Source organism: Kosakonia oryzendophytica, assembly GCF_900094925.1.
In the GTDB taxonomy this organism is placed as follows: domain Bacteria; phylum Pseudomonadota; class Gammaproteobacteria; order Enterobacterales; family Enterobacteriaceae; genus Kosakonia; species Kosakonia oryzendophytica.
Window position 1 is genome coordinate 192464 of sequence record NZ_FMAY01000007.1, and the last position, 17089, is coordinate 209552.

The 17089-nt window shown below is 53.6% G+C and carries 10 protein-coding genes; 4 read left to right on the forward strand and 6 right to left on the reverse strand.

Going from position 1 to position 17089, the window contains the following annotated elements:
* Positions 1 to 206 precede the first annotated feature (206 nt).
* Both fumA and GA0061071_RS13935 read right to left on the reverse strand, forming a co-directional pair.
* A complete protein-coding gene (fumA, locus tag GA0061071_RS13930) occupies positions 207 to 1856 on the reverse strand; it encodes a class I fumarate hydratase FumA (protein ID WP_061496460.1) in 1650 nt (549 codons plus the stop codon).
* A gap of 51 nt (positions 1857 to 1907) precedes the next feature.
* Positions 1908 to 3419, reverse strand: a complete 1512-nt coding sequence (locus GA0061071_RS13935) for an anion permease (protein WP_061500076.1) — start codon at positions 3417 to 3419, stop codon at positions 1908 to 1910.
* 635 nt (positions 3420 to 4054) lie between these two features.
* Here GA0061071_RS13935 and GA0061071_RS13940 point away from each other — a divergent pair.
* Both GA0061071_RS13940 and GA0061071_RS13945 read left to right on the forward strand, forming a co-directional pair.
* The gene (locus GA0061071_RS13940; RefSeq protein ID WP_088237889.1) at positions 4055 to 6835 is read left to right on the forward strand and encodes a flavocytochrome c; all 2781 of its coding nucleotides are present in this window, start codon (positions 4055 to 4057) and stop codon (positions 6833 to 6835) included.
* Between the two features lie 80 nt (positions 6836 to 6915).
* A complete protein-coding gene (locus GA0061071_RS13945) occupies positions 6916 to 7878 on the forward strand; it encodes an FAD:protein FMN transferase (RefSeq protein ID WP_088237888.1) in 963 nt (320 codons plus the stop codon).
* Here GA0061071_RS13945 and dcuR read toward each other — a convergent pair.
* On the reverse strand, positions 7859 to 8578 hold the full coding sequence (gene dcuR, locus GA0061071_RS13950; RefSeq protein ID WP_061496454.1) for a two-component system response regulator DcuR: 720 nt from the start codon (positions 8576 to 8578) through the stop codon (positions 7859 to 7861). The genes GA0061071_RS13945 and dcuR overlap by 20 nt on opposite strands.
* A complete protein-coding gene (locus GA0061071_RS13955; protein WP_088237887.1) occupies positions 8575 to 10191 on the reverse strand; it encodes a sensor histidine kinase in 1617 nt (538 codons plus the stop codon). The genes dcuR and GA0061071_RS13955 overlap by 4 nt, the downstream gene beginning before the upstream one ends.
* A 174-nt stretch (positions 10192 to 10365) precedes the next feature.
* On the opposite strand from GA0061071_RS13955, the gene GA0061071_RS13960 reads away from it, so the two are divergent.
* A complete protein-coding gene (locus GA0061071_RS13960; RefSeq protein WP_088237886.1) occupies positions 10366 to 11283 on the forward strand; it encodes an N-acetylmuramic acid 6-phosphate etherase in 918 nt (305 codons plus the stop codon).
* A 286-nt stretch (positions 11284 to 11569) separates the two neighbouring features.
* A complete protein-coding gene (mqo, locus tag GA0061071_RS13965) occupies positions 11570 to 13219 on the forward strand; it encodes a malate dehydrogenase (quinone) (RefSeq protein WP_088237885.1) in 1650 nt (549 codons plus the stop codon).
* 81 nt (positions 13220 to 13300) lie between these two features.
* Here mqo and GA0061071_RS13970 read toward each other — a convergent pair whose 3' ends face one another.
* Both GA0061071_RS13970 and GA0061071_RS13975 read right to left on the reverse strand, forming a co-directional pair.
* Positions 13301 to 14653 carry an MFS transporter gene (locus GA0061071_RS13970; protein ID WP_061496447.1) on the reverse strand — a complete coding sequence of 451 codons (1353 nt, stop codon included), beginning with the start codon at positions 14651 to 14653 and terminating at the stop codon, positions 13301 to 13303.
* Positions 14654 to 15109: 456 nt separating this feature from the next.
* Positions 15110 to 16873, reverse strand: a complete 1764-nt coding sequence (locus GA0061071_RS13975) for a sigma-54-dependent Fis family transcriptional regulator (protein ID WP_088237884.1) — start codon at positions 16871 to 16873, stop codon at positions 15110 to 15112.
* Positions 16874 to 17089: the final 216 nt, after the last annotated feature.

The following is a 17089-nucleotide window of genomic DNA, read 5'->3' on the forward strand; positions in this document are numbered from 1 at the left end:
CTGGGTATGCGATCACAGAGCCTTTTCAGGATTTCGTCCCGTTTTCCGACGCGGAAAAAACGACTTGATGGCTGGCAATAAACGCAACGGTGCTGGTGCGGTTTGCCACACCACTAGCCGGTACAAAGCAAAGGCGGTTATTGACGGAATGCGGTTTATTGCACGCATAAAAAAACCGGCGGATTTCTCCGCCGGTTACGCTTAACTTACTTCTGGCTGCAGCCAGCACACTGTTTGTTCTGGATCTGCTGGAAGAAGTCATTTCCTTTATCATCCACCAGAATAAACGCCGGGAAATTCTCCACTTCAATCTTCCAGATTGCTTCCATTCCCAGTTCCGGATAGGCAACGCACTCCAGGCTCTTAATGCTCTGCTGCGCCAGAACCGCTGCCGGACCACCAATACTCCCCAGATAGAACCCACCGTGTTTAGCACAGGCATCGGTCACTTGTTGGCTACGGTTGCCTTTTGCCAGCATGATCATGCTCGCGCCATGTGATTGCAGCAGATCCACATAGGAATCCATACGGCCAGCGGTGGTTGGGCCGAGCGAACCCGACGCATAACCTTCCGGTGTTTTCGCCGGGCCTGCGTAATAGATCGGATGATCTTTCACGTATTGCGGCAGCGGTTGGCCATTGTCAATCAGCTCTTTCAGCTTCGCGTGAGCAATATCGCGCGCCACGATAATGGTGCCGTTCAGCGATACGCGCGTAGAAACCGGGAAGGCGGAAAGCTGCGCGAGGATCTCTTTCATCGGCTGATTCAGATTGATTTTCGCCACATTGCCTTCACCCTGCTGACGCAGCGCTTCCGGAATATACTGCCCCGGATTGTGCTCCATCTTCTCAATCCAGATCCCTTCACGGTTGATCTTCGCTTTGATATTACGGTCGGCCGAGCAGGATACGCCCATACCGATTGGGCAGGATGCACCGTGACGCGGCAGGCGGATCACGCGGATATCATGTGCGAAGTATTTACCGCCAAACTGTGCGCCCAGGCCCAGGTTCTGTGCTTCCTGCATCAGTTCCTGCTCCAGTTGTACATCACGGAACGCCTGGCCGTGCTCATTACCTTCGGTCGGCAGACCATCGTAATAACGTGTAGAAGCCAGCTTCACGGTTTTCAGGGTGGATTCCGCCGACGTACCCCCGATAACGAATGCGATATGGTAAGGAGGGCAGGCCGCTGTCCCCAGGGTCCGCATTTTTTCGACCAGATAGTTTTTCAGTTTCGCAGGCGTGATCAGCGCCTTGGTTTCCTGGTACAGGTAGGTTTTGTTCGCGGAACCGCCGCCTTTGGCCACGCACAGGAACTTATACTCGTCGCCATCCACGCTATACAGATCGATCTGTGCAGGCAGGTTGGTGCCGGTATTCACTTCTTTATACATATCCAGCGGGGCGTTCTGCGAGTAACGCAGGTTATCTTCGGTATAGGTGTTATACACGCCGCGCGCCAGAGCGGCTTCATCACCGCCACCGGTCCATACGCGTTGACCTTTCTTACCCATGATGATCGCCGTGCCGGTATCCTGGCAGGTCGGCAGTACGCCTTTTGCAGCGATTTCCGAGTTACGCAGGAACTGCAGGGCAACGTATTTATCGTTTTCGCTGGCTTCCGGATCGTTCAGAATCGCGGCGACTTGTTTCTGGTGCGACGGGCGCAGCAAAAATGATGCGTCGTGAAAGGCCTGTTGCGCCAGCAACGTCAGCGCTTCTGGCTCGACTTTCAGTACTTGCTGGCCGTCAAAGTCGGCAATCGAAACATATTCACGGCTCAGCAGATAATATTCCGTATTGTCTTTCGCCAGCGGGAACGGATCCTGATACACAAAGGGTTTGTTCGACATAGCTCTTTACTCCATAAAATAAAACCGCCGGGAAAGCCCGACGGTTATGAATCAGAACATCATGGAAATCCACGGATAACCAATCAACAGCAGGGCGGCGAGGAAGATGGCGCCAAAGATGGTGCCAAGACGCCAGTAATCTTTGGTCGGCAGATAACCGCTACCGTAATAGATCGGGCTCGGGCCGGTGCCATACGGGGTGATGATGCCCATCACACCGAGTGAGGTACAGAGCACCAGTACCACAACTTCCATATTGATACCCGGGATTGTCGCGGCAATGGTCAGCATGGCCGGCAGCAGCGCCGTGGTGTGTGCGGTGGTGCTGGCAAACAGATAGTGCAGCAGGTAGAACGCCAGCAGCAGGGCGATAGTCGCCATACCCGGAGAGATACCGGCCATCAGCACGCCGCCTTCTTTACCCAGCCAGGCGATAAAGCCCGTGGAAGAGAGGCCGTCAGCCAGTGCTACCAGGGTGGCAAACCAGACAAACGTGTTCCAGGCTGGTTTGTTGCTGGTAATGTCATTCCAGGTCAGTACACCTGTCCACAGCATCAATACCACCACCAGCAAAGCCGCCAGTGCAGGCTCGATAAAGTCAGCGGCAAAGATCCACATCAGCAGTGCGCAGCAAACAAACACCAGCAGCAGGATTTCATTACGGGACAGTTTGCCCAGTTTTTCCAGCTCGCGACTCGCCCACAGCGGCACTTCATCATTCACTTTCACTTCAGGTGGGTAGAACCAGTAAGCCAGCAGCGGCATGGTCAGAATCAGCAGTACGCCCAACGGCAGGAAGGCGATAAACCAGTTACCCCAGGAGATGCTAATCCCGACGGTGCTTTTCACCAGCGCCAGCGCCAGCAGGTTCGGTGCAAGCGCAGACAGGAACATAGAACTGGTGATACATGCTGCAGTGATGGCAACCCACATCAGATAAGAACCGATGCGGCGTGAGCTCGGATCGTTCGGTTTTGAGCCATACAGCGGCGGCAGGTTAGCGATAATCGGGTAGATGGTCCCGCCGCTACGTGCGGTGTTGGACGGCGTAAACGGTGCCAGCAGCAGGTCGGCGAATGTAATGGCGTAGCCGAGCGTCAGGCTGCGGCGACCCAGATATTTCACCAGGATCAGCGCCAGGCGACGACCAAACTGGGTTTTATCGTAACCGGCGGCGAACATAAAGGCACCGAAGATCAGCCATACGGTGGAGTTACCGAAACCGCTGACCGCCCATTTAAAGGACTGAGAGGCCATTTTGAATTTCGGGTCAGCCAGTTGTTCAGGGCTGAACAGCAGCCACTGGCTACACAGCGCGATAACCACCACGCCGGTCATACCGATGACCGCACCCGGCAGCGGTTCAAAAATCAAACCGACGATCACGCCGACGAAGATAGCGAAGTAGTGCCATGCATACGGCGGAAGGCCTTCCGGCACTGGAACAAACAGCAGGAGCACTGCGACGACTATCGGCAGCGCCATCATTAGCAGGCGGTTTTTATTTCCGTCCTTTGCACTGGCTGCGTTAGCAGATGGTGCGGTGGTTGTTTTCTCTTTCATAATGAGCATCTACGAGTAGTTAAAAATTCGTTGGCGTTGCGGAACAGACTGGCGATTTATTTAGTTACAAAAGTTTCTTTAGTTATTAAACGCCTTTTTTCTTATTCCGGGTTCGTTTACTTAACGCAATTCCTACAGCGATAAATAAAAAATTGTGTGTATTTCTATATTGCTCTTACGCCCAATAATACTCTTGATTGAGATCAAAAAAATGAAAAGGCGAGCTGATTTTTTAATAAGTTGAATACCCCTGTAGAGTTATGGGGTTATTTGGCGAAAATTTCGATAAATGTTAAAAAATGGTGCTGATAATAAATCTCATTTTCGCTATTTTTTCTTTTAACTATATGAAATATATGCTTTTGTATGATAGTAAAAAACCGTTTCATTTATATCGATGGTAATCATGTTGTTACCGGTAATTAATGCCGTGTAAACGTGTTATTTAAAAATGATAATACAGTAGTGGTAGCGCTGTTATTCAGGGTATTAAATAGTTTATTAACTAACGTAATTAATTTGGTAAGTAAAATTCACGGTATATTAAATACACGACATAAGGATTGAAAAACATAACGAAAATAAAATCCGTCACCCTATTAAGATTTTTAATTTTGAGACTTTGGAGTTTTTATATGACCAGTAGCGAACGCATTCTCAGCCCTTTCACACTGCCAAATGGTGCAGAACTGAAAAACCGTTTGTTAATGGCACCAATGACCACCTGCACTGGCTATTTCGACGGTACCGTCAGCAGTGAGCTGGTGGAGTACTATCGGGCCCGTGCCGGTAGCATTGGTACTATTATAGTCGAATGTTGCTTTGTCGATGATCTCGGTCTGGCTTTTCCGGGGGCTATCGGTATTGATAACGACGAGAAAATTGCCGGACTGGCAAAAATCGCCGCCGCAATTAAAGGCGAAGGTTCAAAAGCACTGTTGCAGATTTACCACGGCGGCCGGATGGTGGAGCCGAAGCTGATTGGTGGCCGCACGCCGATTGGCCCAAGCGCTATCGCTGCGCCGCGAGATGGCGCTGCAACGCCGGTTGCCATGACCACCGCGGAAGTAGAAGCGATGGTAGGGAAGTTTGGTGAAGCCGTACGTCGTGCCATCCAGGCAGGCTTTGATGGGGTCGAAATTCACGGTGCCAACACCTATCTGATCCAACAATTCTTCTCGCCAAACTCCAACCAGCGCGATGACGAGTGGGGTGGCAGCCGCGATAACCGCGCGAAGTTCCCACTGGCGGTACTGGATATCACCCACAAGATGGCGCGCCAGTACGCCGACGATGCGTTCATTATCGGTTACCGTTTCTCGCCGGAAGAGTTGGAAGTCCCCGGTATCCGTTTTGATGACACCATGTTCCTGCTGGAAAAACTGGCGGCGCGGGGGGTGGACTACCTTCACTTCTCCGTTGGTGCGGCGCTGCGTCCGTCGATTAACGACACCAGCGACCCGACACCGCTGATCGATAAATATTGCGCGATGCGCTCAGAGGCGTTAGCGCAGGTTCCGGTGATGGGCGTGGGCGGCGTTGTGAACATTGCCGATGCCGTACAGGGGATGGAACACGGTTACGATCTGATTGCCGTAGGCCGTGCGTGCATCGCTTATCCGGACTGGACCGCGCGTATTGCCAGCGGCGAAAATCTGGAACTGTTCATTGACAGCACCCAGCGTGAAGCATTGCAGATCCCGGAACCCCTGTGGCGTTTCTCACTGGTGGAAGCGATGATCCGTGACATGAGCATGGGCGAAGCGAAATTTAAACCAGGTCTGTTTGTCGAAACGGTGCAGGATGACGTTAATGAACTGGTGATCAACGTCAGCCTTGAAACCGATCGTATTGTTGACATTGAACTGGCATCCAGCCCGGTGCAAACCGTCGAGTTCACCAGCAGCTTTGAAGAGATCCGCAGCCGTATTCTGGATGCGAATACACCGCACGTGGATGCCATCTCCGGTGCGACCAGTCAGAGCGAAGCGGTGAAAAAGGCCGTTTCGAAAGCGATGCTCAAATCCAGTAAAGCACGCGTGGCGGAAGAGGGTGGCGAGCCTGCAGGCCCGAAACGTTATGATGTGGTGGTGGTTGGCAGCGGCGGTGCCGGTCTGGCGGCGGCAATCCAGGCACATGATGAAGGTGCCAGTGTGCTGATCGTGGAGAAAATGCCGACCATTGGCGGTAACACTATTAAGGCTTCCGCCGGGATGAATGCTGCAGAAACCCGCTTCCAGCGTGTGAAAGGCATTCAGGACAGCAAAGAGCTGTTCTACCAGGAGAGCCTGAAAGGTGGCGGCAACAAAAACAATCCGGAACTGCTGCATCGCTTTGTCGAGAATGCACCGGAAGCCATCGAATGGCTGGCGCGTCGCGGCATTATGCTGAACGACATCACCACGACTGGCGGCATGAGCATTGACCGTACTCACCGCCCACGCGACGGATCGGCTGTTGGCGGCTATCTGATCAGCGGTATGGTGCGTAATGTGAACAAACGCGGCATCGATGTGATGCTGGACACCTCCGTCGATGACATTCTGTTCGAGCAGGGCGAAGTGTGTGGCGTGCGTCTGCTGACCGAAGAGCAGGAATCCCTGACCGTTCAGGCGAAAAGCGTGGTTGTCGCCACGGGTGGTTTCAGCGCCAACAGTGCAATGGTGGTGAAATACCGCCCGGACCTGGAAGGTTTTGTGACCACCAACCATAAAGGCGCGACCGGCGGTGGTATTGCGCTGCTGGAACGCATTGGCGCGGGCACCGTGGATATGGGTGAAATTCAGATCCACCCAACGGTTGAGCAAAACACCTCTTATCTGATTTCGGAATCCATTCGTGGCGGCGGTGCTATCCTGGTCAGCCAGCAGGGTAACCGCTTCTTCAATGAGATGTCGACACGTGACAAAGTCTCGGCGGCCATCATCGCGTTGCCGGAACATTATGCCTACATCGTGTTTGACGAACATGTCAGAGCGAAAAACAAAGCGGCTGATGAGTATATCGGTCGTGGGTTTGTCACCAGTGCCAGCTCGCCGCGCGAACTGGCGGATAAACTGGGTATGGACCACCATGCGTTTCTCGCGACGCTGGAGCGTTACAACGGTTTTGTTGAAAAACAGCATGATGACGACTTTGGGCGCACTACCGCACTGCGCGCGCCGATCAATGAAGGCCCGTTCCACGCGATCCAAATCGCGCCGGGGGTTCACCACACGATGGGCGGTGTGACCATTAACACCGAGACCGAAGTACTGAACGCGGCGCAACAGGTTATCCCTGGAGCATACGCGGCGGGTGAAGTGGTTGGCGGTATTCATGGCGGCAACCGCATCGGCGGTAATGCCGTAGCCGATATCATTATCTTCGGCACCCTGGCAGGTCATCAGGCGGCACTCCGCGCAAAACGTAGTTAACAATCGTGCTACACTTCAGGCCTGCATTTTTGCAGGCCTGACAAGCAAAACGCCATCAGGCCGTTCTCAGGGAGCATGCGATGTCTGATAACCGCGTCTGGAGCTACTCCACCGTTCTGATGGGGTCGCCTGTCCTGCTGAAACTCTTTTCCCATGACGAAGCCCTCGCATCACGCGTGTTTTCGCTCATCAAAAAATACGAAGATCTTTTCACCGTTAACCGTGCGCAGTCACAGGTCATGGAGATTAACCATGCCGCGGGGCAACAATCGGTTGTCGTCAGCCGCCCGGTCTATGAACTGATTAAATGCGCCAAAGCCGCCAGCATGGTGCGTGATAGCGCGTTTAATCTTGCGATTGGACCGCTGGTCAAACTGTGGCGCATTGGATTTAAAGGTGACAGCGTTCCAGGCGCGCAGGACATTGCCGCGCGCTTGCGCATTACCCGGCCGCAGGATGTTGTGCTGGATGATGCGGCGCATTCCGTGTTTCTGACACAGCCTGGCATGGAGATAGACCTGGGCGCCATCGCCAAAGGGTTTATTGCCGATCGGGTACGGGATTACCTGCATCAGCAGGGCGTCAGCGACGGGTTGATTAACCTCGGCGGTAATGTGCAAACGCTGGGCAATCCGCAAGGGCAGTGGACCATCGGGGTGAAAAAACCCTTTGCCGACGCAGATGCGCTGGTGGGGTCGATTGAGGTGGCGAACAAATCGGTGGTGACATCCGGCACCTATGAACGCTATTTCGAGCAGGATGGTAAACGCTGGCACCATATTCTCGATCCGCGCAGTGGTTATCCGCTGGATAACGAACTCGACAGTGTCACCATTATTTCCGCCGATTCGTTAGATGGCGATATCTGGACAACGCTGATTTTTGGCCTTGGGGTAGAGAAAGGGTGTGCCGCACTACGTCAGCATGAGGACATTGAAGCGATCTTTGTTACCAAAAACCGCGACATTATCCTCTCTTCACAACGCCAGTTCCGCTTTACGCAGTGCGACGACAGCTACCATCTTATTGACTGTACTGTTTAAGCAGACTGTACTGCTCGGCAATCAGCTGGTAACGGTAAACCGGGCGTCCCGTTGCGCCATAGTGAATGGTGGTATAGAGAATATTAATTTGCGCCAGCCAGATAAGGTATTTACGGCAGGAGACGCGTGAGATATTCACCGCGGCGGCCAGTTCATCGGTGGAGAACTCAATGCCAGGATGGGCGTCGATCCACTGACAAATGGTGCGCAGCGTCTGTGCGGTAAGCCCTTTTGGCAATTTACGGGTATCGGCCACTTCCGGCGCACCGCCGTGCAGCAAACGGTCAACATCCGATTGCTCATAATAGGGCTGCGAATCCATCTGTTTGCGCTTCTCCCGCCATGAGGTCAGCGCCTCTTCAAAACGCGGGAACTGGAAAGGCTTGATCAGATAATCCACCACGCCATAGTGCAGCGAGGTCTGAATGGTGTTGGCGTCGGCGGCGGAGGTGATCATTATCACGTCGATAGCGCGGCCGGAAGCGCGAATAATTGGCAGCAGATCGAGACCGCTATCCTGTTGCATATACACATCCAGCAACACCAGATCGATGCCGCGCAGCGGATCGTTAATTATCTCCCCGGCCTGCTGTAGCGTGGATGCCGTGCCGCAGCACTGAAAACCGGGTATCTGCGCCACATACATGCGGTTCAGCTCGGCTACCATGGCATCATCATCAACAATTAATACATTTATCACGCGGTCTTCCTTTCACTATCCCAGGGGAGATGGACAAAAAATTGAGTAAACACGCCGGGTTCAGACTCAACGGTAATCGTGCCGCCAAGTTCGGTGAGTTGTTGGCTGGCCAGAAACAGCCCCACACCCCGGTTATCGCCTTTGGTGGAGAATCCTTTACGGAAAATCGCCTCGATGTGATCCGGTTCAATGCCCGGGCCATCATCACTGACTTCTCCAATCAGCCAGCCATCCTGATAATGCAGCAGCAGGCTCACTTCGCCTTCCACCTGATTGCTCATCGCATCCAGCGCGTTCTCAATAAGATTCCCCAACACGGTGACCAGGACGGTGACCTGTTTCGCATTGGGGTTTTCCGGCACCAGGCTCTCGTCCGCCAGCGTCAGCGTAAAGCCGCGCTCCTTCGCCCGGTTGATTTTACCTAACAGAAAACCGGCGACGACCGGCGATTTGATCCGGTGCTGGATAGCGCCGATATCTGTTTGGTAATTCTGCGCGGTTTGCAGCACGTAACCTTCAAGCTTGTCATAGCTTTTCATATTCAGCAGGCCAAGGATCACGTGCAGTTTATTCATAAACTCGTGGGATGTGGTGCGCAGCGCATCAACGTAGTTGACCATCCCATCCAGCCGCTGCATCAGCTGGCTCACTTCTGTCTTATCACGGAAGGTGCTGATAGCGCCAATTACCGCGCCCTGGCTACGTACCGGCACAGTATTGCACAACAGCAACAGCCCATTATGCCCCAGCTCTCTGTCTTGCAGCGCGTTACCGGTTTTTAACACCGTTAGCAGCTCATCCATCAACGGCCCGTGGCTGGTTTCCCCGCTGGGGTTATTGGTGAGCAGCATTTGCCGCGCAGCGTGATTAAGCAGGGTGACACGACCATCTGCATCGACGGCGATCACTCCCTCTTTTAACGACTGTAACATCGCCTGGCGTTGTTTAAACTGCGCCGAAATCTCGTACGGCTCCAGTCCCAACAAAATCCGCTTCAGCACGCGCACCAATTGCCAGGTGCCGAGTGTGCCCATGAGCGCACTGAACAACAGTGTCCACATCACCGCCCAGCGGCTACGGCTGACCTGTTCATCAACCTTACTCAATGAAATCCCGATCGACACCACGCCGATTTGCCGGTGATTGTCATCATAGACCGGCGTGAACACGCGCAATGCCGGGGCCAGCACCCCCCGGTTGACCGCCACATTTTCATTACCATTGAGCGCGGGTTCCAGATCATTGCCAATAAAATGCTGCCCAATGATCGCCGCATTCGGGTGTGAATAGCGGATACCCTGCATATCGGTCACCACCGCAAACAGCAAATCGTTGCGGGTGGTGATTGCCTGTGCCAGCGGCTGGATCACGTTGCTATTAGGGGGCAAACGCAGACCGCGTTTTACCTCTGGCGCATCGGCGAGCGTGCGGGCAACCGCCAGCGCCGTCTCTTTGACGCCGTCACGCGTCGCGTTGCTGATTTGCCAGAACCACAGGGCAAACGCCAGCAGCAATACCGAGCCGATAACACTGCACACCATCAGTGTGACCGTGGTGCTGAGCTTCATGGGCCGTTTACGGGGTCTCACTGCGGTGGACGTCACATCGTTCATAACAAATCCGATTATTAACAACAAGGTATCTATTATCGCCGATGGGGGGCAAATCATAAAGCGATGTAAAAAAATGAAAACTTACAAAAGGTAGTGTGAAGCGTGACCCCATTCTCAGGTCCGGCATATAAATAACCTTATAGTGAGTGTGGAACCATTGAGAAGGAGCAGTCTATGAGCAGTAAGCCAAACGGTTCGATGAAGGAACGCCGCCACGCCGACAGCACGAATATTGACCGTCTCGCCACCAACGACATGCTGGCGCTCATCAATCAACAGGATAAGCAGGTTGCCGATGCCATTACGGCCTGTTTACCGGATATCGCCCGGCTGGTGGACAGTGCCAGTGCCGTCGCCAATCGCGGCGGTCGCGTGATCTGCATCGGTGCGGGTGCTTCAGGGCTGGCGGCAGTCCAGTTTGCCAGTGGTTTTGCCCAGGACAACACTCACCCGCTGGTAGGGATGATGGCCGGCGGCGCGAATGCTACCGTGGCGGTGCAGGAGGTGGCAGCCAGCAACTATGAACGCGGCGCGCACGATCTTCAGCAATTGCGTTTCTCCGCCAACGACATGCTGATTGCGCTGTCGGTGAGTGGTAAAACGCCGTGGACGTGGGGCGCGCTGCGTTACGCCTGGTCAATGGGCGCACGTGTGGCGCTGGTATGCCGGGGGCATGATAGCGAAGCCGCACAGCTTGCCGATATCGTGCTGGCACCGGAGATTGGCGCAGAAGTGGTGAGCGGTTTCTCGGAACCGAAAGCCCGCCTTGCGCAACAGCAAATCCTTAACATGCTCGCCACCGGGCTTGCCATTCGTACCGGGCGGGTTTACAGCAATTTGCGCGTGGATGTACAGGCCAGTAACGTGCACTGGGCTGAGCGGCAAATTGCGATTGTTATGGCGGCAACAGAGTGCACCCGCGAGCAGGCGAAAAGTGCGCTGGAAGCAAGCCATCATCACTGTCGGCCTGCCATTTTAATGTTGCTTACCGGGCTTCCCGCCGGGCAGGCACAGGCAATCCTGGCTGAAAATCACGATCAGTTGCGTATTGCGCTGCAGGAGGCAACGCTGCAACACGCTGATTCAGAATAACGCCTCACCGCCGGATAGCCTTGTGCTTATCCGGCGGAATAATACCACCCGCCGCGACGCCTTCCCGTTTTATTTATTTCTGCCCGACGCGTAATATTTCCGTTAAGTTAATGCAATGCGAAGAAATTAATTCCACACAAAATGAAGATGCTCTTTTTTTAATTAAAAAAAGTAACCCGCTATTTATTGCAGCATTTAGCGCAATTGTGAATGGTATTTTAAAATAACGTAAAAGTGCGTTAATATATGTCCACACGAAATTTACTCGCTATGTAACGATATAATTATGCCTGCAATGAAGAAGACAACTATTTCGCTGACCGCGGTAGCGTTGCTGGTCGCTTCGGTGACTAACGCGTACGCGGAAGAGACACAAAAAACCGATTTTCTGCTGATTGGTGGCGGCATTATGAGCGCCTCACTGGGTACCTGGTTGCAGGCGCTGCAGCCAGACTGGAAGCAGGTGATGGTGGAAAAACTGGATGGGGTGGCGCTGGAGTCCTCCAACGGCTGGAATAATGCCGGCACCGGTCACTCTGCTAATATGGAACTGAATTACACACCGGAGCGTCCCGACGGTTCTATTGATGTCAGCAAAGCGCTCGAAATTAACGAGCAGTTTATGATCTCCCGCCAGTTCTGGACAGCGCAGGTTAAGCGCGGCGTTCTCAATAATCCGCACTCGTTTATTAATTCAACCCCGCATATGAGTTTTGTCTGGGGCGATAATGTGAATTATCTGGCAAAGCGTTATGCCGCATTGCAGCAGACCACGTTATTCCAGGGGATGAAATTCTCCACCGACCATCAGCAAATTAAACAATGGGCACCGCTGGTAATGGAAGGGCGCGACCCGCAGCAGAAAGTTGCCGCGACCTGGACGCCCGTCGGTACCGACGTCAACTACGGTGAAATTACCCGCCAGTTAGTGGGTAGCCTGAAAAAGAGCAGCAACTTCACCCTGCAAACCTCATCGGAAGTGACCGATTTTAAACGCAATGCCGATAACTCCTGGCATGTGACGATTAAAGATGTTAACAACGGCAACGAACACGCCATTGATGCGAAATATGTCTTTATTGGCGCGGGCGGCGGTGCGTTGAAACTGCTGCAAAAAACCGGCATCCCGGAAGCTGACAACTATGCAGGCTTCCCGGTTGGCGGTTCCTTCCTGATGACGGAAAACCCGGCGATCACCAGCCAGCATCAGCAGAAAGTGTATGGCCAGGCTTCCGTGGGTGCGCCGCCGATGTCCGTTCCGCACATTGATGCCCGCTTTATTGATGGCAAACGTGTCGTGTTGTTTGGGCCGTTCGCCACCTTCTCGACCAAGTTCCTGAAAAACGGCTCATTCTTCGACCTGCTGAGCACCACCACCACCAGCAATTTTATGCCGATGACCCATGTGGGGCTGGATAACTTTGATCTGGTGAAATACCTGGTGAGCCAGGTCATGCTGAGTGATGACGACCGTTTCGAGGCGCTGAAAGAGTACTACCCGAATGCGCGTAAAGAGGACTGGAAATTGATCCAGGCGGGGCAGCGTGTACAAATCATCAAGAAAGATGAAGACAAAGGCGGGGTGCTGAAACTGGGCACAGAAGTGGTGGTCGATCAGCAAAAAACCATTTCCGCCTTGCTGGGAGCGTCGCCAGGTGCATCCACTGCCGCACCGATCACGCTGAATGTGATCAAGAAAATGTTCCCGGAGCAGTTTGCCTCGCCGCAGTGGCAAAGCAAAATCCACGAAATCGTACCGAGCTATGGCCAGGAGATGAACGGTAATGTGGCGCTGACCCAGAAGGTCTGGGATGACACCGCCGCGACGTTACAGCTCGCCAAACCGCCGGTGATCCAGATGAATACCCAGGGTGCTGCGCCTGCTCCGGCAGAGCAGAAACCTGCCAGCGCGCCACAGCACGATATGGCGCTGTAAATGAAAAAAGCCTCTGTTCGCAGAGGCTTTTTTTTGCGTTGCTATTTCCCGCGTTTGGGGCCGACAGAAAATGTCCGGTAATTACTGCTGCGCACCGGTTTTTTTCAGCTCAATACGTTTGATGGGGCCGACAATCACCACAAAACTGAAAATCGCAATCAGGGCATGGACGGCCACGAACACCAGCGCCCACTCAAAATGTCCGGTCGCTTTGACAATATAGCCAATCACGACTGGCGAAATGATCCCTGCGCAGTTGCCGCAGAGGTTAAAGAATCCGCCAGCCACACCCGCCATCTCTTTCGGCGCGGTATCCGACATAACCGCCCAGCCCAGCGCGCCAATCCCTTTCCCAAGGAATGCCAGCGACATAAAGAACACCACCAGGTAAATCGAGTCCACGTAGTTACAAAACACCATGACCATCGACAGCAGCATGCCAAGGACAATCGGGGTTTTACGGGCAATCGACAGCGACTGGGTGAGACGCAGAATGCGATCCGAAATGACGCCGCCCAGTAACCCGCCAAGGAAGCCACATATCGCCGGGATGGCGGCAATAAATCCCACCGTCTTGATATCGAGCCCTTTTTCCATCGCCAGATAGAGCGGGAACCAGGTGATAAAGAAAAACGTCAACACGTTTATGCAGTACTGACCGAGATAGACACCCAGCAGCATACGGTTGGTGATCAGCTGCTTAAACGCGCCAAAATCCACTGCCGGGCCACTCTTCACTTTGCGCTGATCCATATCCACCAGCGCGCCGCCCTGGCGGATATAGTCGAGCTCTTCGCTGTTTACCGCAGGGTGATTTAACGGGTTATGCACCACTTTGGCCGCCGCGAAGGTGATCACAATGCCCAACGTACCCATAAAGATAAAGATTGATTGCCAGCCGTAATTCAGTGTCAGCCAGCCCATGATGGGGGCAAAAATGGCGGTGGCGAAATATTGTGCAGAGTTAAAAATGGCCGCGGCGGTCGCGCGCTCTTTTGACGGGAACCAGGCGGCGACAAAACGGCTGTTGCCCGGCATTACCGGCGCTTCAAACAGGCCAACCAGGAACAGCAGAATGGTGAAGCAGATAATGGCGCCGAAGCCATGGAAGATCTCCACGCAGCCTTGCAGCAGGGTGAAGACTGACCACATGCACAAGCCACAGAGGTAGACTTTTTTCGACCCAAAACGGTCCAGCAGCCAGCCGCCAGGAATTTGCGCCAGGCAGTACGCCCAGGCGAAGGCGGAGAAGACCCAGCCCATTTGTCCGGGGTTAATGCCTAACGCGGCGGACATATCTTTGCCAGCAATCGCCAGCGTCGAACGATCCCCCACGCTTACCGCGGTAATAATGAAGAGAATAATAACGATATGCCACCGGACATTCGTTTTTTTGGCGTGCGCAACACCCTCAAGATTATTAACCTGACTCATATGAAACCACCTTAAATTTAAATGAAATCCAAAAATGCCAATAATGGATTCATTTCATTTCGGTGTTACTGAAGTGAATACATTATTAACATCACGGAAACGTGATCTGCTTTTATTTAATGTGGCGGTGAAATCGAATGGATTGTCCAGTTCATGATGACGTGGGTAAACGATAGGATTAACGCCATAGCGGGGCAATGTGCATTTGCATAACAAAGCGATTTCTTTTTTCATTTCTTTACGTTATACGAAATGTAGTTTGAAGTTGATCACAAAAAAGCACTTGAGAAAGGATTTTTTCAGGGGGATTGGCCCGTCCTCTTTTTCAGCAGATTGTTTCTATTCCTGGCGTACAAAAAACGCTTTTGCACTGGGGATTGCGGTCTGGTGTTTATTCTCTTCCATAAATGAAAAATGCGACCCGCGTGGTCGCATTTTCTGATGGATATGTGTGCGTCAGCCCGCCTGGCGTTTTTCCAGCCGTCGGTAAAGTGTGCTGCGTGAAATGCCCAGTTTTTTGGCGGCGAGACTCATATTCCCTTGCGCTTCAGCAATCGCACTCTGCTCATCCACCTGCACCACAACAGGCTCAGGTGGCCGGGCAAGCGGCATTTCACCCGGCAGATCGGCCAGCGTGATGCGATCGCCATCTTCTGCCAGTGCCATTAACACGCGTAACTGACTGAGTAGCTGGCGCACATTGCCGGGCCAGGGGCGGCGGGCAAGGGCGCTGACGACCTCATCACTCAGCGTCAGGTCGCGGCAAGGCGCGCCCAGTTCATGCCACAATTTGTGGATAAAGCGCTCGAGCTGTGGCCATTCGCGCAGCGGGGGAATGCGCACATGAAATTCCTGAATGCGATACAGCAAATCCTCGCGAAACAGCCCTGCCTGTACCCGCGTGGTTAAATCCTGGTGGGTGGCGCAAATCAGGGCAAAATTCACGTTCCAGGTACTGTTTGCGCCAAGCGGAGTCACTTTTTTCTCCTGCAACACCCGTAACAACCGGGTTTGTAGTGCCAGCGGCATATCGCCTATTTCATCAAGAAACAGCACGCCGCCATCGGCTTCACGACATTTACCGATATAACCTTTCGGACTGGCACCGGTAAATGCGCCAGGGACATAACCAAACAGTTCGGATTCGATCAGGTGTTCCGGCAATGCAGCGCAGTTAATGGCGACAAAATTGCCGTTACGCCACTGGCTACGGGTGTAGAGCTCGCGCGCCAGATACTCTTTGCCACAACCAGTTTCGCCTGTCACACACAGTGCGATACCCGCGTTGACGATACGCAGCGCTTTCTCTTTTTCGACGGCCAGCCCATCCTGCGGTTGCGTCGTACCGCGCCCGCTGTAACGGCGGGCTGGCAAGGTTTGTCGGGTGTAATAGCGCCGGTGATTACTGGCATCCTGGATGCTCTCACCCGCGCGCACATCGATGCCGGGGAACAACGTGTCAATATTCAGCACGCCAAAGTGCCCACAGGTCAGGGAGAACTCATCCATTGCCAGTTTGTTCGCGCCGAGCAGCGTGGTGTCTTCAAAAATCAGTAGCAGTTCGCGGGCGCTACCGAGCACCGCCTGGTCATGATGCAGACTGAGCAGCCAGCGATTCGCACCCAACGCGCTCATGGTCCACGCATGTTCTATCTCACATACTGCACGACGGATAAGCGCCGCCGCATCGCGCCGCGGGGCCAGCGCCGGGGTCGACAGATCCAGCACACCGGCAATGTGCCCGTCCGGGCGAAAAACCGGTGCAGCAGAGCAGAACAACCCGGCGTTACGGTTAAGGTAATGCTCGCCGCCGGAGACTTCGCAGTGTTGCTGCAACGCCAGCGCTGTGCCTATCGCATTCGTACCGCGTGCATGCTCTCCCCACAGATTGCCCGGCGAAAGCGCGTAGCGTTGGGCTTTATGCAGAAAATCGTTGTTGCCGTGGGTTTCCAGCACCAGGCCGGTGGCATCGGACATCACCATTATCGAGGGATGACTCGTAAGCTCCGTCGCCAGACGCGACAGCATCGGCGTAACAAGATGTTTTACCCAACTGTTTTCCGCTCGCGCATCTTTTAACTGGGTACTGGCGACCCACGGCTGGGCGTCATCATCGCGGGTCAGTCCGTAACTGAGACTGCGTTGCCAGGAGTCTTCAAGCTGACAGGGTAGCCCGACAGGGGATTGAGCGGGGGCTAAAAACCGTGCGCGTTGCGGCATGTGACTCTCCGGTGGTTGGGTGTTGCATTTATGTAGCACAAAGGTGTCGCGCTTGTAGCGATGTGCAACACACTTCCTGGAGAGAATCCCGGGGCGCTGTATCAAAATGATACAGCGCGAACCTGCCAGGTATTTCTAATGAACTGATTCGAAAGCAAAAAACGGATTTTTAATCCATGGGTACGATACTGGCATAAGAACTGCTTATGTTCCCCT

What these genes read in the sequence shown, in the direction of transcription:
- GA0061071_RS13940 (WP_088237889.1), top strand. Translation starts at nt 4,055, where the DNA reads ATGACCAGTAGCGAACGCATTCTCAGCCCTTTCACACTGCCAAATGGT.
- GA0061071_RS13970 (WP_061496447.1), bottom strand. Translation starts at nt 14,653, where the DNA reads ATGAGTCAGGTTAATAATCTTGAGGGTGTTGCGCACGCCAAAAAAACG.
- GA0061071_RS13955 (WP_088237887.1), bottom strand. Translation starts at nt 10,191, where the DNA reads ATGAACGATGTGACGTCCACCGCAGTGAGACCCCGTAAACGGCCCATG.
- GA0061071_RS13935 (WP_061500076.1), bottom strand. Translation starts at nt 3,419, where the DNA reads ATGAAAGAGAAAACAACCACCGCACCATCTGCTAACGCAGCCAGTGCA.
- GA0061071_RS13945 (WP_088237888.1), top strand. Translation starts at nt 6,916, where the DNA reads ATGTCTGATAACCGCGTCTGGAGCTACTCCACCGTTCTGATGGGGTCG.
- mqo (WP_088237885.1), top strand. Translation starts at nt 11,570, where the DNA reads ATGCCTGCAATGAAGAAGACAACTATTTCGCTGACCGCGGTAGCGTTG.
- GA0061071_RS13975 (WP_088237884.1), bottom strand. Translation starts at nt 16,873, where the DNA reads ATGCCGCAACGCGCACGGTTTTTAGCCCCCGCTCAATCCCCTGTCGGG.
- fumA (WP_061496460.1), bottom strand. Translation starts at nt 1,856, where the DNA reads ATGTCGAACAAACCCTTTGTGTATCAGGATCCGTTCCCGCTGGCGAAA.
- GA0061071_RS13960 (WP_088237886.1), top strand. Translation starts at nt 10,366, where the DNA reads ATGAGCAGTAAGCCAAACGGTTCGATGAAGGAACGCCGCCACGCCGAC.